At 38.5% G+C, this 17995-nt stretch carries 20 protein-coding genes; 3 read left to right on the top strand and 17 right to left on the bottom strand.

Annotated elements, in window-relative coordinates:
* The coding region (locus U8519_RS11300) for an RNA-guided endonuclease InsQ/TnpB family protein (RefSeq protein ID WP_334330416.1) at positions 1-284 on the top strand (284 nt) is incomplete at its 5' end.
* 138 nt (positions 285-422) lie between these two features.
* On the opposite strand, the gene U8519_RS11295 is transcribed toward U8519_RS11300, so the two are convergent.
* From U8519_RS11295 to U8519_RS11235, 13 genes are all read right to left on the bottom strand, one after another.
* The gene (locus tag U8519_RS11295; RefSeq protein ID WP_334330415.1) at positions 423-1739 is read right to left on the bottom strand and encodes an L-cysteine desulfidase family protein; all 1317 of its coding nucleotides are present in this window, start codon (positions 1737-1739) and stop codon (positions 423-425) included.
* A gap of 522 nt (positions 1740-2261) precedes the next feature.
* Positions 2262-2690: a PTS sugar transporter subunit IIA gene (locus U8519_RS11290; RefSeq protein ID WP_334330414.1), complete on the bottom strand. Its 429-nt coding sequence runs from the start codon at positions 2688-2690 to the stop codon at positions 2262-2264.
* 1 nt (position 2691) lies between these two features.
* Positions 2692-3510 carry a PTS galactosamine transporter subunit IID gene (gene agaD / locus U8519_RS11285; protein WP_334330413.1) on the bottom strand — a complete coding sequence of 273 codons (819 nt, stop codon included), beginning with the start codon at positions 3508-3510 and terminating at the stop codon, positions 2692-2694.
* Entirely contained in the window at positions 3500-4306 is an 807-nt protein-coding gene (gene agaC, locus U8519_RS11280) for a PTS galactosamine transporter subunit IIC (RefSeq protein WP_334330412.1), read from the bottom strand. The genes agaD and agaC overlap by 11 nt, the downstream gene beginning before the upstream one ends.
* The gene (gene agaB / locus U8519_RS11275) at positions 4307-4789 is read right to left on the bottom strand and encodes a PTS galactosamine transporter subunit IIB (protein ID WP_334330411.1); all 483 of its coding nucleotides are present in this window, start codon (positions 4787-4789) and stop codon (positions 4307-4309) included.
* 14 nt (positions 4790-4803) lie between these two features.
* Positions 4804-5511 (bottom strand): GntR family transcriptional regulator, encoded by a 708-nt coding sequence (locus U8519_RS11270; RefSeq protein WP_334330410.1) that lies wholly within the window; start codon positions 5509-5511, stop codon positions 4804-4806.
* A 274-nt stretch (positions 5512-5785) separates the two neighbouring features.
* Positions 5786-6637 (bottom strand): DNA/RNA non-specific endonuclease, encoded by an 852-nt coding sequence (locus U8519_RS11265; RefSeq protein ID WP_334330409.1) that lies wholly within the window; start codon positions 6635-6637, stop codon positions 5786-5788.
* A gap of 3 nt (positions 6638-6640) precedes the next feature.
* Positions 6641-7198 (bottom strand): sunset domain-containing protein, encoded by a 558-nt coding sequence (locus tag U8519_RS11260; RefSeq protein WP_334330408.1) that lies wholly within the window; start codon positions 7196-7198, stop codon positions 6641-6643.
* A 54-nt stretch (positions 7199-7252) separates the two neighbouring features.
* A complete protein-coding gene (locus tag U8519_RS11255; protein WP_334330407.1) occupies positions 7253-8164 on the bottom strand; it encodes a LysR family transcriptional regulator in 912 nt (303 codons plus the stop codon).
* 104 nt (positions 8165-8268) lie between these two features.
* Positions 8269-9723 (bottom strand): flavocytochrome c, encoded by a 1455-nt coding sequence (locus tag U8519_RS11250; protein ID WP_334330406.1) that lies wholly within the window; start codon positions 9721-9723, stop codon positions 8269-8271.
* Positions 9724-9792: 69 nt separating this feature from the next.
* Positions 9793-11169 (bottom strand): class II fumarate hydratase, encoded by a 1377-nt coding sequence (locus U8519_RS11245; protein ID WP_334330405.1) that lies wholly within the window; start codon positions 11167-11169, stop codon positions 9793-9795.
* A 198-nt stretch (positions 11170-11367) separates the two neighbouring features.
* Positions 11368-11805 carry a flavodoxin domain-containing protein gene (locus U8519_RS11240; protein ID WP_334330404.1) on the bottom strand — a complete coding sequence of 146 codons (438 nt, stop codon included), beginning with the start codon at positions 11803-11805 and terminating at the stop codon, positions 11368-11370.
* 4 nt (positions 11806-11809) lie between these two features.
* A complete protein-coding gene (locus tag U8519_RS11235) occupies positions 11810-12430 on the bottom strand; it encodes an NAD(P)-dependent oxidoreductase (protein WP_334330422.1) in 621 nt (206 codons plus the stop codon).
* 105 nt (positions 12431-12535) lie between these two features.
* On the opposite strand from U8519_RS11235, the gene U8519_RS11230 reads away from it, so the two are divergent.
* Positions 12536-13189 carry a histidine phosphatase family protein gene (locus tag U8519_RS11230; RefSeq protein ID WP_334330403.1) on the top strand — a complete coding sequence of 218 codons (654 nt, stop codon included), beginning with the start codon at positions 12536-12538 and terminating at the stop codon, positions 13187-13189.
* A gap of 58 nt (positions 13190-13247) precedes the next feature.
* On the top strand, positions 13248-13907 hold the full coding sequence (locus tag U8519_RS11225) for a histidine phosphatase family protein (protein ID WP_334330402.1): 660 nt from the start codon (positions 13248-13250) through the stop codon (positions 13905-13907).
* A 7-nt stretch (positions 13908-13914) separates the two neighbouring features.
* Here U8519_RS11225 and U8519_RS11220 read toward each other — a convergent pair whose 3' ends face one another.
* The 4 genes from U8519_RS11220 to U8519_RS11205 all read right to left on the bottom strand — a co-directional run bounded on the left by U8519_RS11220 (position 13915) and on the right by U8519_RS11205 (position 17995).
* Positions 13915-14070: a hypothetical protein gene (locus tag U8519_RS11220; RefSeq protein WP_334330401.1), complete on the bottom strand. Its 156-nt coding sequence runs from the start codon at positions 14068-14070 to the stop codon at positions 13915-13917.
* Between the two features lie 200 nt (positions 14071-14270).
* The gene (locus U8519_RS11215) at positions 14271-15458 is read right to left on the bottom strand and encodes an MFS transporter (RefSeq protein ID WP_334330400.1); all 1188 of its coding nucleotides are present in this window, start codon (positions 15456-15458) and stop codon (positions 14271-14273) included.
* A gap of 137 nt (positions 15459-15595) precedes the next feature.
* The gene (locus U8519_RS11210; RefSeq protein ID WP_334330399.1) at positions 15596-16324 is read right to left on the bottom strand and encodes an NrtR DNA-binding winged helix domain-containing protein; all 729 of its coding nucleotides are present in this window, start codon (positions 16322-16324) and stop codon (positions 15596-15598) included.
* Between the two features lie 90 nt (positions 16325-16414).
* The gene (locus U8519_RS11205; RefSeq protein ID WP_334330398.1) at positions 16415-17995 is read right to left on the bottom strand and encodes a YfcC family protein; all 1581 of its coding nucleotides are present in this window, start codon (positions 17993-17995) and stop codon (positions 16415-16417) included.

The raw sequence follows: 17995 nt of genomic DNA, 5'->3' as shown, positions 1-17995 counted from the left end.
TGTTGAAGAATCACGCTTTAGCTATGAGTATTTCCGATGTTGGTTGGAGAACATTCCTAAAACAACTGGAGTATAAAGCTATGCTATATGGAAAAACTTTTGTAAAAATCAATCCTTATAACACCACTCAGACGTGCTCTGATTGTGGTTACTTGATGAAAGATAATGAGCATCTGACATTGAAAGATAGAGAGTGGACGTGTCCAAACTGTAATACATTCCACATCAGAGATCACAACGCTGCTAGAAATATTTTGACAAAAGGATTGAAAGAAATAGCTTAACTAAGCAGTCCGTTCGGCAACTTGCGGACTATAAAGACCTTGGTAATTACCATGTAAGACCTAGTCTAATTAGGCAACGGTGTATCTAGGTAAATTGTAATGTACGCACTCTTAGGATTACGTATTCTTACAAGCTCGTTACTTTAGTGCCGAGTAGTTGACCATAACGTTCAAAATTTCCGAATCAGTTGAACCAAATCCATTGGTAACTAATTGACCTAGTCCTCTGATTGTCAGATCAATATCTTCTTGAATCAATCCATTAGTTGCCGGGATCTCAATTCCTTGTGTAGCCAATTCAATTGCCCGACACATTGAAGAAGTCGAAGTGGCAACCTTCATTGCACAAGAACAACCCGCACCATCGCAAACCATCCCTGCCGCATCACCGATCATGTTCTTTATCACCGAAACAGCTTGTTGATAGTCACCCGTCAGTAAATAAATAGAACCAACAGCAGCGCCCATAGCGGCTGAATCCGTAGCGCAAAAAGCTGATAGTACCGGGAGAAATGCATGAACATACAGTGCTGTCAGGTGTGATAAGGTCAAAGCTCTGATCAGTTCTTCTTCATTGGAATTTTGTTGTTTAGCCACTAAGCAAACCGGTATCGTTGCAGTAATTCCTTGATTTCCAGAACCAGAATTGGACATTGCTGGTAATTGCGAGCCACCCATCCGTGCATCCGAAGCTGCAGCCGTGTATGAGATGATTTGATCAAATAAGCCACTACCTTTTTGTAATTTCGATTTCTGTAACGACTTACCCACTTTGACACCATAATCATTTTTCAAACCGTCTTCTGCCAACGCCAAATTAAAATTAGCCGCTTTGCGCATGAAGACGATATTAGCCAGTGGTTCGGTCAAGGCAAAATCCCAAATATCCTTTAGCTTCACCGTATGCAAAAATTGTTTAGTCTCTGAGACAGCATGTGGTGACGGACGATTTTTTGAGTAGATGGCTTTATTATTCTTTTCTATTAAGAAGATATTCGTATGATCACCAGCAATACAAACTCGAACAGTATCAGTAGTATCAGATATCACAACTTCAACGTAGAGGTCATCTTCAACCGCTGCAACTTGAGTCGAAATTTTACCCGAATCTGCTAACTGATTGATCTGAGGTAATTGTGATCCAGCAAGTTTAGAGATAACACTCAATCCAGCAGTGGGGTCACCAACAATTGCTCCAGCAGCAGCCGCTACCAATAATCCAGGGCGGCCAGTTCCAGGAACGATCACCGCCATGGCATTTTTCATAATGTTGTGAGATACGCTTACACTGATTTTTTGGATATCCTTACTATTTAGATGTGCCATACAATTAGCGGCCGCATACGCCACCGCAATCGGTTCTGTGCACCCTGTTGAAGGGACAACACCTTCTTTAAGCGATCTGATAAACATCTTTTCATAATTACCTTTGCTTGTACCCGCTTGTTGAATCATAATCATTGCCTTCCTAGAAATTTTGTCTACTTTGTTAAAAATATAACATACTTAGAGTTAAAAAGAACTCTATACCGGAGATATCTTTGTTATTTGGCCGTTTGTTAGGAGTGGTCCTATGCCGCTGGCGGTGGTCAAAAATTCCATTTGAATTTGAGTATTACTGGACTAATTCGTACCTCTCGTTACAGCGATGTTAAATATTTAAAACTATCACAACATTTTGTGGTGATACTTCTATTTTTATAATCAATTAACTGAGCTTCCGGTCAGCAGTAATGGAATCAGTGGCGAAAGTTCTGTTAATGCGGTGATTTTCCACATTTACAGAACTAGATGTCTTTCTTGATTTGCGGTTTATGCAAAGCAAGAAAGCAAGATTTGAGACCGCTTTGTGGCTCAAATCGGTCCCGCCACAGATGGAATTTACTGCTGACCGGAAGCGGCATCCAAATCCATCTAAAACACAAACAAAAAAAGAACTCCACATCAAATGATATAGAGTTCTCTTATAGTTAGATATTAAATTCCATCGTCATCAGCATCAGCTTCAAACTTATTGGCTTTATGTACGAACAATTGAGTTTGTGACTTGCTTGTTTCCACGAGTTGATCTGCTAGCTCAGTAGCACTGCCATTGAATGAAGATAGTTGGAGGCCTATCTCCATCAATGATCCAACGTTACAACCGCATGTAACTTGGATGTCCTTATCACTACTCATACTTAATTTGACAGCTTCTTTAAAGGGGGTGCCGCCTAATAAGTCACAGAAGAATACCACTGAATCATCATCTTTGATCTCTTTAGTAAACTCTGCAGAGAGACTCTTATCATTCATATCTCCAGTAAAATCAATAAAACTGACTCCCGGTAACTGACCGGCTAATAGTTTAACAGTTGAATGGATCCCTGAAGCAAAATTTCCATGTCCAGTAACAATAATTTTCATTTTATAGAACCCCCAACCATGACAATGCAATAGCGAGGATAAATGTAACAAGAATCAAAACAACCGGACTAACGTTTTTCTTCTTAAGTAACCAATAAAGTAAAAATGTGTAACCTAATGGAAGAATGTTAGGGAAAATACGATCAAAGAATTGTGTTTGGATCGAGATCGTATGTCCTGCTGTAACGGGGATCTTTGTTTTAACAGTAATTTGAACATATGTAGCGATCAAACCACCGATAACTGTACAGCCCAAGACACTGGCTGCGTGTGAAACAATAGCTGAATTCTCACGAATCTTAGAAATAGCCTTCGTACCTGTCGTATATCCTAAACGAGCGATCGGAATACGAGCAAAGAACATTGCAACATAAACTAGGAAGAAGATGAGTGGTCCTAAGATACTTCCTTGTTTAGCAAACGATGCTGTAATACCAGCAACGATAGGTAAAATTGTGAACCAAGTAATGGCATCACCAATACCGGCCAAAGGTCCGAACAAAGCGATTCTTAAACCATCGATAGTTGAACGTTTCTCACCATTCTCTTCTAGTGAAGCTTCAAGTCCCATCAATAGTGGAGCTGCATAGTTGTTAGTATTAATGAATTGCAAGTTAGACTTCATAGCACTAGCTAAGCCCTTCTTGTCATCCTTGTAGATCTTCTTCAATGAAGGAATCATTGCCAAAGTCCAACCATCAGCCTGCATTCTTTCATAGTTCATCGCTGATTGGTTAAAAATAGATCTAATACCAAGCATACCAACGTCATGCTTAGTTAATTTTCCTCTTGTTGGAGTTTCTGATTTTTTAGATTCCATCTTCGTCGTCTCCTCCATTTGAATTTTCCATAGCTGCCTTTAACTTCTTGTCATTTTCAGCATCTTTTTTACTTCTGTTGTATTCGATCAATGCTAGAGCAACACCGATGACAGCAACTGGCATCAAGTTGCCGAATTTAATAAAGCAAGCAGCTGTAAATCCAATTAGTAGATATGGAACATAACGTGCCTTTAACATACTCTTTAGTAATAATCCGAAACCAACGGCAGGTAAGATACTACCGGCAATTTCAAATCCATGACTCAACCAAACTGGCATTGCATTAACTAATGACTTCATTGGTCCTTGAGCACCATAGACACACAAGAAGGCGATGATTCCGTATGTTAAACCAACAATCCAAGTTGGCAATAAAGCTAAGTTGGTGAACTTACTCGTTTCACCTTTTTCAGCATATGTATCGAGTTTCTTTGTCAAAACTGAAAATGCTGAATAATAGAATAAGATAATGTATTGCATCAAAATACTGAATGGTAGTGCTAATCCAATAGCGGTAGCTGGACTCTTACCTGTTGTGTAAGCTAAGACAACAGTCATGATACCAGCCATGATAGGGTTAGGCGGCTGTGTTCCACCAACCGGTGTTAAACCAGCGAAAGCCAGTTCAGTTAAACCGGCGGCAACGATCCCTAAGGTAATGTTACCTAAGATCAATCCGGTAACGGTACAAACTATCATTGGTCTGAAGATGTAGAAACCTTCCCACCAAAAGTCAATACCAGAAATAATAGCAAAGAGACCGATCAATAGTCCTTGCATTAATGTAACTTGCATCTAGATCACTTCTTCCAATGGTTGTTTTTTGTCCTCTGGTACTTCTTGAACGTATACGTTAGCACCTTTGTCAGCGCATGCCTTCAAGTCTTCTTTGTCCTTGTCATCCATGTAGGTATACTTAGTAACTTGTTTCTTGCCATCTGAAAAGTGCATATTACCAATATCAATATCCTTGATTGGAACACCGCCCTCAACTAACTTACGAGCATCTTCTGGTGTACGAACTACGATAAAGATCTTTTGTCTAGCACTAGCACGATGAATGTTGTTAATAGTCTTTTCAATCGTCCAGAAACGAATTCCTACACCTGAACTATCAGCAGTAGCAGCCATTAATTCTTGTTGTAGTGGATCGTTAGCAGTGTCATCGTTAGCAACTAGCAATAAGTTAGCACCAACTGAAGAAGTCCAAACAACACCAACTTGTCCATGGACTAATCTGTTATCGATTCTTGTTAATACAATATTTGGTTCACCCATTCTTATTCCTTCTTTCATTTAACTATGAACATGATTAAATCTCCTACGACGATCGACTGACTGTAATAAATGAATCTGCCGCCCTTGAAACCCTTAGTAGTGACATTGACCATCGGATCACCAACATTCAAATCGAATATTTTACGGTTCTTACGCGTGATCAAACTGGCTTCAGTCCTAGAAACAAATTCAGCCTGCAATTCATATCGCTTGGCTAAATATGGGATCAAGTCTTTATCAATTATTTCATTCTTATGAATCATAGGAAAAACATCAAATGGTAAAAAAACTTTTTCACTGAAAACCGGTTCATCATCTGCATAATACAAATATTGAAATGAATAGAGGTAGTCATCCTCATTCAAACCCAATTCAGTGCGGGCACGCTTCTCAGTCCCATCAACATTGATACTGAACTTTTCCAATTTTATTTTTGGAGTGGCACCCATTTTTTTGATCATCTTGGGAACATTCAAATAACTAATTTCCGGACTATATTCGTCCTTTGACATTACGAATGATCCCTGACCTTGTTTCTTATATATATATTTTCTATTCTCTAACTCTGTCAAAGCACGTCTGACAGTAATTCTAGAAACGTTGTATAGCTCTCCCAATCTTTGTTCCGACGGTAATTTGCTATTCTCAGGCAGCTGTCCTGATTCAATTTGCCTCATTAACTCGTCCAACATACTCTGATACAGTGGCATTGTATGACCCATAGGAATTCCTCAACTTGTTATATTGTTATAACAACCACGCCTATATTAAAACACCATGAATAGTGCATGTCAACGCTTTCAAACAAATTGTTATATATATTGATTTATTGCTATCTAGACAAGGCATGATAGACATGTATGTGTCGATATGTTGCCATTTTCTTCATAATTGTTTCTTCAAATTTGAGTATGATAAAAAACAGAAAAAACAACTATCGTCACACTTTTTTAAGCAATAAAAAAAAGCACATCATAAAATGTGCTTTAAAAATTTTTACCCAACCTGACTAGTACCATCAGCATAGTTCAACGTTACACCTGACTGAACATTAAAAATATAAACATTAAAGTGAACTGCATCACTACCGATAGATTGAGCTTCCATTTGAACTCCACGTGCGAGTAATTCATCATTTCTAAACACCGGTGTCACCCGATATCTAATGTAATGACTATTACTCTGCTTCAAATAATATGCGATATCCATTTCATGAGCTAGCATTTCTGGACTATTCAATGAACGTGTTCCTGTGATCAAATTCTTAGGATTATTATTTTGACCAGTCAATTGATAACCGATCAAATGACTACGATTGTACAACCAGCCAGAACTTATTCGTTTATTCCGCCAACCAGTTGGATTCCAAGTTAAACCTTCACGTTTAGCTGTCGGCATCAGAGAAACATTCAGTAATGCATTAGCAGCAGTCGCCCGATTCAAATTATCCAGATCTCCATAAGTTTGCCATGCACCATTGTTGGTTGCCAAGTCTTCCTGTGAAAAATTAGGATTATTATTATTTACTACGATTTCTTGAGTTCCTGTGTATTCAAGATTGGCTAAATCTGCAGTTGATGAAGTCTGTGAGTTATTATTACTGTATTTTGTTTGATCATGTTGACTCAAATAATCTTGATTAGAAGCTATTTGATTTTGCAGTTTAGTAATAGAATTCTTGAGTTTCTTATTACTAGCTTCTAATTTAGTAGCTTTTTTCTGATACGAATAATCCTTAACTACCTCAGTCTTAGTCGCATCCTTGTTGCCAGTTGATTCTGTCTCTGAACAAGCAGTCAACGACATAGTCATCGTTATAACGGCTAAAATCTTGATTAAATTTTTCATAATCTACACCTTAGCCTTTCTATACCCGGCATTGATGGCATCCTGTTCTGTTTGGAAGTAAACAGCATTACTAGAATTCATATTGTATCCGCGTTGACCAGGCACATGATAAATATGCGAATTACGATTACCAACTATCTGTCCTGAAGACGCAGTATTCATATCGCCGCTTGAACTCGTACTGGTATCAGAGTTAGTACTAGTCTGCGCTTGTTTTTTAGCGGCTTCTGTTGCTTTTTGTTGTTCTTGTTGCTGCTTTTCAGCTGCTGCTTGTTGTGCTGCAGCTTCTTCACGAGCTTTTTCTTCTTGATCTTTAATATCACTGACTTGTGATTGCGTGCTGTTCTTCTGTTTAACTAATTTTTTCTTTTTAGCTAACAATGCTTCATGTTCTTTTTTAGCGATCTGATACTTATCCTTACCGATATATTTGACCTTTTGTGCTGCTTGAATAATATTACTTCCAAAGTCAGTGGTCGTGATGATCCCCAACGATGTCACTGATAGCAGCAGTAATAAGCCGATAATAACGATTCGTTTAATACGCTTCGACGATTGCATCCCCTTTTCCCCCTATTATTTTTTCAATTCAATTGTATCAAAAAAGCGATTACCTCAATAGTAACCGCCATTAGTATTTCCAATATTCATTTGCTTTAGAACTTCGACTAACTTCTGCTCATCTGGCTTCAAAATATAGCTCTTACGATGAATAACTGAAATGTTAAAACTCTCCGGTAAGGGGTCAGCAATATCTAAACAGACGAGATCCTTATCATACGGACTGACTTCATCCTTTACCAAGATTCCGATTCCCACATCAGCTCTGATCAAACTCTTAAACCACGAAATATCTGGTGTATCATAAACGATCTCTGGTTCAATACCGTAAAATTTACAGTAATCATCCAACATTTGCGAATGGATATATTTACCGGTCAGCCTGATAAATTTCTCTGACATCAGATTTTTAAAGTCAACTGGTTCAGCACTTTGAGCAAGCGGATTTTTGGCGCTGACAATTACGCTGAAGGGACGACTGCCCAAGTACTCAACCTCATATTTAGGACTTTGAATCGGTTTGATCGTAGCAATGACGGCAATATCAACATTACCGTTATCTAATTCGTCCAGCAATTCTGACGAGCCACTTTCAGATATTTGTAGTCTTTGAAAGAGTGACTCCTGGGCTAACCTTTGAACCACCTGCGGGAAATAAAGTGTGCCAATTATTGGTGGTAAGCCGAATTTGATCTTATCACTATCAGAAGCTTTTATCTCTTTGCGAGCTAAATCAATATTTTTTTGAATTATCTTAGATTTTTCGTACAGTAAATAACCTGACCGTGTTATCTCTGTTTTTTGATGAACTCGATCAACATGAACTAGTTTTGAATTGAATTCTTTTTCCAAGCGTTTGACTGCCTGAGTAATCGTAGGCTGAGACACCGAGAACATCTCAGCGACCTCGGTATAATTACGTTTCTCAACTAAAACCCTAAAGTACGACAAATCACGTGTATTCATATTGCTTAACCTACTTTGCGTTATTAACACCTCGATTAGTTTCGAATTCATCAGGAATTGAACCAACCCAGACTTCACAAAATAAATTATATCAATTTATTAAATTACTTACTTGATTTATCTAGGTTTTGGATAAATTTGAAGGCTTGTTGTCCCGCTTGACGACCGAAGATAACTGTTTCAGCAATTGAGTTACCACCGATACGGTTGTTACCATGCAAACCACCAGCAATTTCACCGGCAGCGAACAAACCGTTGATTGCTTGACCATCTTCATTCAATACGTGTGTGTCAGCATCGATGTCAACACCACCCATTGTATAGTGAACCGCTGGAGCAATGTGAATTGAGAAGAATGGTCCCTTGACGATACTACGATCCATACCAGTTGTCCGATTGAATTCAGTATCGTTATGATCATCAACCGCTTTGTTCCATGTAGCTACTGTTGCTTCAAGAGTCTTAGCATCTAAGCCGATACTCTCAGCTAATTCAGCGATAGATTGACCAGTTACAACTAGACCGACTTTATCATAGAATTCAATTGCCTTAACACGATCTCTAATACCTTGATCAAGGATCAAGTAAGCACCGTTTTCTTTTAGCTCATCGATTGCAGCTGTAACGTTCTTTCTAGTATCCAGTTCGTTAACAAAACGCTTAGCAGCTTTGTTTACTAAGATAGCACCTTCACCACGAACCGCTTCACCGATCAAGAATGGATGATCAGTATCTTGTTGAACGGTTGGATGCACTTGAACTTGATCCATATCGACTAATTTAGCACCAACAGCGCTAGCTAGAGTGATTCCATCACCAGTTGCTCCTGGTGAATTAGTTGTCTTGTAGCCTTCTAGGTCAGGACGATACTTAGTAAGTAATTTTGGATTAGCTCCAAAACCACCAGTTGCTAGAATAACAGCATCCCCTTTGATAGTTGACTTCTCACCGTTGATCTCAACTTCAACACCATCAATAGTGCCATCGTCTTGTAGTAATTTCTTAACAAGAACATCAGTGAACAATGGAATGTTTTCTTTATCAACTTGCTTCAATAACTCAGTAACTAAGAAGCCACCAATTGGTGCCATAGAACTGGGACGGTGAGTTCTTAAGACACTCATACCACCAGTAGTTGTTAAGTCGTCCAATTCGATACCGTGACTTGCCAACCAATCGATTGCCAAAGCACCGTGAGTTGTAAAGAACTTCAATAATTCAGGATTATTCTTCTTGCCACCACCGATGAAGGTATCGTTGTAGAAGGCATCCATACTATCAACGATTTTGTGATCTAATTGAACCGATGTCTCACTAGCATTCATACCTGAAGAAGCACGTGTGGTGTTACCACCGATACTTGACATCTTCTCCAAAATAACTGGTGACAATCCTAGCTCATGTGCTTGAATGGCAGCTGTCAAACCTGTTCCACCAGAACCGACGATGATTAGATCATAATGGTCTTGTAGTTCACTAATGTCTGTTGGTTCAAATTTGAATTTTGCGGCTTGTTTTCTCTTATTAGCCTTTTTGATCTTACTGTGTTTTTTTGTCATTTATCTTTCCTACCCTTAATTTGTTGTTTCTAAAAGAATTAGGGAGAGACCTAAGTCTCTCCTCATCCTCTAAATATTTGTCATCTTCAATGGATCGACCCACTTGTCAAATTGTTCTTCAGTAACTAAACCTGACTTGATAGCAGCAACTTTCAAAGTTGTTCCTTCTTTTTCAGCTGTTTGGGCAATCGTTGCACTTTCGTGATAACCAATATGTGGTGATAAGGCTGTAACGGTCATCAATGATTGATCGACTAATTCTTCCATTCTGTCAGCATTAACTGTTAGACCATGGATCATCTTGTCAGCAAAGCCAGTCATTGTTCCTGTCAAAAGTTCTGCTGATTCTAGGAAGGCGCTGATAAGTACTGGTTTGTAAACATTCAATTCAAAGTTACCTTGACTTGATGCCATACCAACAACTACATCATTACCCATAACACGTACAGCAGACATAGTTACAGCTTCAGCTTGTGTAGGGTTAACTTTACCCGGCATGATTGATGAACCAGGTTCGTTAGCAGGAATGTGTAATTCACCATAACCTGAACGAGGACCACTTGCTAGGAATCTTACATCGTTAGCGATCTTCATCAAATCAGCTGCCAATGTCTTGATAGCTCCGTGAACAACGTTAAGTCCTGAGTGTGCTGCTAGTCCATAGAACTTATTAGTATCAGCTGTGAATTTAACACCGTAAACTTCTGTCATCTTCTTAGCAATAATATCGGCAAAGCCAGGTGCAGCATTCAATCCTGTACCAACAGCTGTTCCACCCATAGCAAATTCGCCAAGTGTTGGATTCAAGCTCTTCAAGTACGAAAGGTCATGTTCAAGCATGCTTGCCCATCCACTTACTTCTTGACCAAATGTTAGTGGTGTAGCATCTTGCAAATGAGTACGACCGATCTTAACAACACGCCAGTACTTTTCTTGTTTGATCTTTAATTCATCGATCAAATGTTGTAGTGAATCTTCCAAATTATCAACAGCGACCGAGGCTACAATGCTCATAGCTGTTGGGAAAATATCATTTGAACTTTGACCTTTATTAACATCATCATTAGGTAAGATTTCAATATCTGGATTAATTTTGGCTGCCATATGAGCGACAACTTCATTAGTATTCATGTTTGTTTGTGTACCTGAACCTGTTTGATAGACAACTAATGGGAAATCTTTTCTCAAGTCTTCGTCATCTAAGGCTAATAGTTTGTCGATTGATTCAACAATCAAATCAGCTTTTTTAGGATCGATAGCATCTAGTTCTTTGTTAGAGATTGCTGCAGCTTTCTTGATTTGAAGCAAAGCTTTGATAATTACCAATGGCATCTTTTCGCCAGTTGGGAAATTATTTCTTGAACGTTCAGTTTGTGCTCCCCATAAAGCATCGGCTGGGATCTTTACTTCTCCTAGAGTATCTGATTCAATTCTGAAATCTGTCATATGTGTAACCTCCAATTATTTGTGTGCATCCACAAAATCTTGCAAACGCTTCCTTGTGATATTTTTATCATAAATGGATAACGAAGTCATAGTCAAACCGTTAACACTTCATTAATATTTTTTATGAGGTTGATACAGCAATGATTATAGCAAAAAAATAAACTCATCACTAAATTTAAGTGATAAGTTTATTTTTGATTATTCCAAACTGTTGATCACATAGTCTCCTAGACGTTCAACACGTTTCAAGTCACCTTCATCAGGATCTTCGTTGATTTTGACTGAATCAGCAACTTGATCTCCATTGGCAGAATTCAGTTGCATTGTGAAATAATCAACAGCTCGTCCAAAGTGAATGTGAGTTTTTGAACTTGATCCTAAAACGGCAAACTTAGTCTTTTCTAGGTCAACATCCAACAAATCTTCATAGAAATCTTGGGCCTCATCAGGAACTTGACCGTCCCCATAAGTATAAGTTACTACAATTACAGCATCATATTCTGGAATCGAATAAGCATCCGTATCAACCATTTGTTCCAGATCAACGTTTGCTTTTTTGCTTAAATAATCAGTCAAATGTTGGGCAATCTTTTCATTGCGACCACTCATACTGATATAAGTTACTAATATCTTCATATCTTTACCTCCTTACACTGATTCGTTCGCTTTTATGTTCAGCATTTTCGATTTCATCAACCATTGCTAGAGCATAGTCAGTGTAACTGATCTTACTTTGACCATCTTTATCAGCTGTAAATTCTTCACCAGCCACTACGTATTTCCCAGTACGTGGTGCCTTGTAATCAAAGTCAGCCGCAGGACTAATATAAGTCCAGTTGATATTGCTCTTCTTTAAGAGATTCAGAGCCTTCCCCATCTCTTCGCTCAATGGCTTAACTGCAGCTGGAAAATCTGCTCCTTGGAACAACTGCTGTGTATGTTCTGGATTCATGTACAATGATCCAGCACCACCAACAACTAATAATCTAACAGTTGTATCCTTTAAAATATTGATCAAATGTTGAGTTGAAGGAACGTATTCCTTGACCAGATCGCCAAAGAATCCCAAAGCATCAACCACCGCATCAAAACCAACTAGATCTTGAGTTGTAATATCATACACATCTCTAACTAAATACTGATCCGTAACTGATTTCTCAGCACTACGTACGATCGAAGTTACCTCAATCCCTCGACTCTCAGCTTCTTTAACAATAAGTGAGCCTTCCTTACCATTAGCACCAATAACTGCAATTCTCATCATCAAATACCTCCGCTAATATTTACTTTACACAATGAAGGGTCAAAGTTCTAAAATTATGGCTTGTTATAGTAAAATAATCGTAGAAAAGTTGAGGAGGACATTATGTCAAAATATCAAATCTATCTGATCCGTCATGGAAAAACTTGGTTCAATCGCTATCAGAAAATCCAAGGATGGTCAGATACACCACTGACCCAAGATGGTGTGGAGGTAGCCCACAGTGCCGCAAAAGCCTTAAAAGACGTTGAGTTCTCTGCTGCATTCTCTTCCGACACTAGAAGAGCTATGGATACTGCTGAAATAATCGCTGAAGCAAATATAAATAAGCCTCTTCCCCAAAAAATGACTGAATTTAGAGAACAATTTTACGGTTCATTCGAAGGTGACAATATTAATGAAGCTTGGGACAAAATCGCTAATTCTCACAATGCCAAAAATTATCAAGAGATCGTCTACAAATACGGTTTCGATGCCACTATGGATTTCGTCAAAGAGGCTGATCCCTTCCACGATGCTGAAAATGCTGAAGAATACTGGGGCAGATTAGATCGTGGTTTTGAAAAAATCGATCAAGTTGCTCATGATGGTGACAAAATCTTATTAGTAACACACAGTACGACTATTTTGTCACTAGCTTTCAAATACCAAGATGGCGATTATGAATTAAATCAGCTACCCGGCAATTCTAGCCTAACTATGTTGGAGCGAATCGACGGAACTAATCACGTTACTAGTTATAATCAAAAACTCCATTAATAGCAGTATGTCGTTGTTTTGTAGTAAAATTATAGTATGAAATTTTTAGGAGGAAAAAATGGCAAAATATCAAATTTACATGGTTCGCCATGGAAGAACTTGGTTCAATCGTTACGACAAAATGCAAGGTTGGTCCGACACACCTCTAGCACCTGATGGTGTAGAAGTTGCCAAGCAAGCCGCCCAAGCATTGAAAAATGTCGATTTTAGTGCCGCATTTTCATCCGACGCTCGTCGTGCCATCGATACTTGCAAATTAATCATGGATGCTAATATCAATAGCGACAAAGTCAAACCACAAAAGCTCATGGAATTTAGAGAACAATTCTACGGCTACTTCGAAGGAATGAATTCTCCTGAAGCTTGGTTCATGGTAGGGCAACCTCACGGCGCTTCTACTTTTAGTGAAATCATTGCCAAACATGGCCTAGATGCTACTAAAGACTTCATGAAAGAAGCCGATCCCTTCCACGATGCTGAAAATGCTGAAGAATACTGGACACGTCTAAATCGTGGTTTCAAAAAGCTCGATGAAATTGCCAAAGATGGCGATAAGATCTTGCTAGTTTCACATGGAACAACTATTCGTTCCATAACTGACCGTTATAACGCTGGTAACTTTGATGTTACCGAAAGCCCTCGTAATTCAAGTCTAACTATGTTGGAACGTGATGATGGTTTTAACAGAGTAACCAGTTATAATCAAATGTTGAATTAAGGTTGTTTTATTGAGTATTGCCGCTGAAGGCGGTCAACAATTCCATCTGCCGTGGACCGGTCTCAAACTGCGTTTTCGACCTCGCTGGGAAGCCTGTAGTCTTCCCAGTCGTCCAGTGTTCTAAGCGATAAATCGCTAAGAACACTTTTACGGCGGATTCCATTGTTGTCCACCTTCAGCTAAGTTTGTGATAGTACTAAATTTGTTTACTACTACACAGTAATTTTATTATCCAATCTTAAAAAATAAAAAACAGCATGTAATGACAAACAGATAGTAACTCATATCCGAATTGTCATAACATGCTATTTTTTTGTGTAATCGATAAAATCAGCTGACCGGAAGCAAAAAAGAACACCTATCCTAGTAAGTTTCAGATGTACCCACTAGCAAAACAATAACTCCTAATATCAAAGCAACCACAAACATTCCGAAGACAACCGGAATACCAAATCCCATTCCGATCAACATTCCAATCAAGTAAGGTCCAAGTGTGGCACCGATACGACCAACTGATTGTGAGAATCCTACACCCATTCCACGAATATCAGCTTTGAAATGACTAGGTGTAAAAGCAATCAATGCTCCCCATGCTCCTAAATTAAAGAAAGAAAGAAGTGCTCCACTGACTAACAAAATCCCTTCACTGGCAGCAATACTGAAAACGAAGGCACTAACGATCGTACCTATCAAGTATAATGTCAAAATAACTCGATGACTGATTTTTCCCATCAACCATGCGGCCAAATAATAACCTGGTAGCTGTGCCAAACTCATTAACAAGGTATATTGAAAACTATGAATAATGGAGAAACCACGTAAAACCAGCACACTTGGTAACCATAAGAACATTCCATAGTATGAGAACATTACGACAAACCAGAGAAAACTTAGTGCCAATGTCTTACCAACAACTTCATGATTAAAAATACCCGCAAATTGTTCACTCAAACTAGTTTTTTCTTTTTTCTCATAATTCTCAGGTAAGTGGCGACGCATTACAAATGCATATAGCATCACAAAAAATGTCACAATAACACTAGCACGCCAACCATATAACGGTGTTACAGTATTAGAAATAACAGCGGCTAAGATCCAACCGATAGCCCAAAAACTATCAGCCATGATCAACATCTTGGCCTGTGTCTTACCCTTAAAATTATCGGCCAACATCGTTGCCGCGACTGGCAATTCTCCACCCAGTCCCATACCGGTAATGAATCTTACCAGCATAAATTGATTAACGTTAGTAGTAAAAGCTAACAATAAATTTCCGACCGAAAACACGATTAGAGTAGCAATCATGACATTCTTGCGACCAAATTTATCTGCCATATAACCACAGAAAACTGAACCAAAAACCATACCTAATGAAGTAACAGAACTGACATACCCGACTTGGGCTGGAGTTAAACTCCACTCAGTCTTGATCAATGGCATAATAAATGATAATAAGGCAACATCCATCGCATCGAATAACCAAGCTGTACCGATAACTAAAAGAAGTTTGCGCCCTTTTTTCGTACTCTTCTGAATCAATGTATCTTGCATATTGTCCCCTTTTTTCATAATCATTAATATTCCGGAGTATTAATAATATTATTTTTTAACATCAATATATTGATTTAGGTACTTTATACCTTTAAAGATAAAAAGAGCTTAACATCACAATTATATGGATGTCAAGCTTATTTCAAGCGATAAATTTTTGCAGGCCGACCAGAGTGAGTTTTATGTTCATAACCTGAATCAATAAATAAATTACCATGAGTTTTTCTGAAATTTGAATTGTCTATTTCTGAAACCTTAGTTCTTAAAAAGATGGCATAGATCATCCGTGCTTTCCGCAAAGTAAAGGTTGGTCCCAGCACTAGCAAGATTGTCGGTAAGTAATCCAAGCGATTCCGAATCCTAGTAAAGGCTGTCCGCAAGATGAGTTCGTGGTCAGAGACCATGGTATGGTCTGTTGTCGAATAAAATTTTTCTTCTGATATTTTTTCTGATAAGGTTTTGAATTCTATATCACCATTTTTGAGTTGGTAACTGTGCTTATTAGCTGATACTCTGAACCATCTGGCATCATCAGCTCCGTACCCGGCAACTAATTCTGGCATATTAGGTAAATAGATCATATAAGTCAAAGATAAGGTCCGCTCACCTTTGACACGATCCACATTAGTAAATGTTTGGAGTTGTTCAGTATTAACCTTGGATAATTTCACACCAATTTTTTCTCGAACCAATCTCAAAGAAGCCTCATCAGCACTTTCGTTCTCACGTAAATAAGTCAGTGGTAGACCCCATTTACCTTTATATGGGCTTTCTGAACGCTTCAATAATAAAATTAATAACGAATTCGACTCCAGATCAAAACTCCAAATAACATTTGTAATACTTATCAATGGTCTATTTATCATTTGCCATAAAGCTCCTTGTATCTAATTAGTTATATTTTACTATTAGAAACAAAAAAGCCATACACTTTTCATGTATGACTTTAAATTTACTTAAGAGAAGACAACTTCCATAACTAGAAGCGCTCCACCAAATACTAATACGAAAGCAACAACTGGCCAAACAAATCTTAACCAATGTGAATACTTCATGTTCAACATTTGCAGTGTAGCCATAACTAGTCCCGTTGGTGCTAAGAATAACATGGCATACTGACCGAACTGATAAGCTGTAACGACTGCAAAACGGGGAATGTTAACTGTATCAGCTAATGGGGCAAAGATTGGCATTGATAGAACAGCCAAGCCTGATGATGATGGAACAATAAATCCTAGTACGAAGAAGATAAACATCATAACGATGATGAAAATTGGTCCACTGACGTGTGATACCAATGATGATGAGTATTGTAAGATCGTATCTGAAATATATCCATTATTCAGAACGATATTAATACCACGTGCTAAACCAATGATCAGTGAAACACCGACCAAGCTAGAAGCACCGTTAACAAAGGCATCGACAACGCCTTTTTCACCAATACCATAACGACCTGTAGCGGTCAAGATCATAATCACAATGGCGAAGGCCAAGAATGATGAGGCCATTGTTGGGAACCACCAACCTTGTGACATAACTCCCCAAACCATGATGGGGAATGCGGCAACGAATAAGATCAAGATAAATTTCTTGCGTTGGGTAAAGATAGACTTCTTACCTTCTTTTTCATCACTTGATTCAACTGACCACATGTCATTAAATTCTTTATGATCATCGTATGTATATGAAAATGTAGGAGTATCTTTGACTTTCTTACTGTACCAATATAAATATAATTCCAGCACTATCGCAGCTATTACTAATCCTGTTGCACGCCAAACGATACCTTCAGTAAAGGGAATACCGGCAGCGTTAGAAGCAATAACAGCTGAGAATGGGTTGATAGTTGAGAAACAAGTACCAATTGAACTGGATAGGAATATTGCACCGACTGATACAATTGAGTCATAACCCATGGCGATAAAGATTGGAACTAGGATTGGATAGAAAGCAACGGCTTCCTCTTCAATACCACAGAGTGTTCCACCAAGAACCATTAGGATCGAAACCATGAAGATCAACAAGAACTCATGGCCCTTGGTCTTCTTAGTCAGCGCCATCAAACCAGATTCAAACGCTCCACTCGCTTTGACAACTCCGATCAAACCACCCAGTACGAAAATGAAGACCATGATATCGACCGCTTCAATCGTACCTTGAACCATACTCTCAGTAATTGCACCGATCTGAGCTGGTTTTTGTTTCAATCTTTGATAAGTATTAGGAATTGAAACAGCATCGGTAATACCACCAGATGTGAATTGCTTGATATCGATCTTAACACCAAGTTTATCAAGCTCTTTTTGTGTAGCTGGTACATTTGATACTTTGCCAGTAGGACTGGTGATCTTCAAGCTCGAATTCGAAGAGCTATAAACCATCTTCGAATATGCTCCAGCAGGAATAGTCCATGTCGCTATAACGGCAACGATTGTCAAAATAAACAGTATGACGAAGGCACCAGGCATCTTCAATTTAAATCTTTTTTTCTTTGGTGTTTGTGGCGTTTCGTTAACTGCACCTACGTTTCCCAT

Origin of the sequence: Companilactobacillus sp. HBUAS59699, from assembly GCF_036913575.1 — a bacterium.
Taxonomy (GTDB): Bacteria; Bacillota; Bacilli; order Lactobacillales; family Lactobacillaceae; genus Companilactobacillus.
The sequence above is the reverse complement of the archived record's forward strand: the minus strand, read 5'-3'. Positions and strand labels throughout refer to the sequence as shown.

Excerpts from the sequence above, each read along its gene's own strand:
- U8519_RS11295 (WP_334330415.1), bottom strand. The coding sequence starts at position 1,739 with ATGATTCAACAAGCGGGTACAAGCAAAGGTAATTATGAAAAGATGTTT.
- U8519_RS11290 (WP_334330414.1), bottom strand. The coding sequence starts at position 2,690 with ATGAAAATTATTGTTACTGGACATGGAAATTTTGCTTCAGGGATCCAT.
- agaD (WP_334330413.1), bottom strand. The coding sequence starts at position 3,510 with ATGGAATCTAAAAAATCAGAAACTCCAACAAGAGGAAAATTAACTAAG.
- agaC (WP_334330412.1), bottom strand. The coding sequence starts at position 4,306 with ATGCAAGTTACATTAATGCAAGGACTATTGATCGGTCTCTTTGCTATT.
- agaB (WP_334330411.1), bottom strand. The coding sequence starts at position 4,789 with ATGGGTGAACCAAATATTGTATTAACAAGAATCGATAACAGATTAGTC.
- U8519_RS11270 (WP_334330410.1), bottom strand. The coding sequence starts at position 5,511 with ATGGGTCATACAATGCCACTGTATCAGAGTATGTTGGACGAGTTAATG.
- U8519_RS11265 (WP_334330409.1), bottom strand. The coding sequence starts at position 6,637 with ATGAAAAATTTAATCAAGATTTTAGCCGTTATAACGATGACTATGTCG.
- U8519_RS11260 (WP_334330408.1), bottom strand. The coding sequence starts at position 7,198 with ATGCAATCGTCGAAGCGTATTAAACGAATCGTTATTATCGGCTTATTA.
- U8519_RS11255 (WP_334330407.1), bottom strand. The coding sequence starts at position 8,164 with ATGAATACACGTGATTTGTCGTACTTTAGGGTTTTAGTTGAGAAACGT.
- U8519_RS11250 (WP_334330406.1), bottom strand. The coding sequence starts at position 9,723 with ATGACAAAAAAACACAGTAAGATCAAAAAGGCTAATAAGAGAAAACAA.
- U8519_RS11245 (WP_334330405.1), bottom strand. The coding sequence starts at position 11,169 with ATGACAGATTTCAGAATTGAATCAGATACTCTAGGAGAAGTAAAGATC.
- U8519_RS11240 (WP_334330404.1), bottom strand. The coding sequence starts at position 11,805 with ATGAAGATATTAGTAACTTATATCAGTATGAGTGGTCGCAATGAAAAG.
- U8519_RS11235 (WP_334330422.1), bottom strand. The coding sequence starts at position 12,430 with ATGAGAATTGCAGTTATTGGTGCTAATGGTAAGGAAGGCTCACTTATT.
- U8519_RS11230 (WP_334330403.1), top strand. The coding sequence starts at position 12,536 with ATGTCAAAATATCAAATCTATCTGATCCGTCATGGAAAAACTTGGTTC.
- U8519_RS11225 (WP_334330402.1), top strand. The coding sequence starts at position 13,248 with ATGGCAAAATATCAAATTTACATGGTTCGCCATGGAAGAACTTGGTTC.
- U8519_RS11220 (WP_334330401.1), bottom strand. The coding sequence starts at position 14,070 with ATGGAATCCGCCGTAAAAGTGTTCTTAGCGATTTATCGCTTAGAACAC.
- U8519_RS11215 (WP_334330400.1), bottom strand. The coding sequence starts at position 15,458 with ATGCAAGATACATTGATTCAGAAGAGTACGAAAAAAGGGCGCAAACTT.
- U8519_RS11210 (WP_334330399.1), bottom strand. The coding sequence starts at position 16,324 with ATGATAAATAGACCATTGATAAGTATTACAAATGTTATTTGGAGTTTT.
- U8519_RS11205 (WP_334330398.1), bottom strand. The coding sequence starts at position 17,995 with ATGGGAAACGTAGGTGCAGTTAACGAAACGCCACAAACACCAAAGAAA.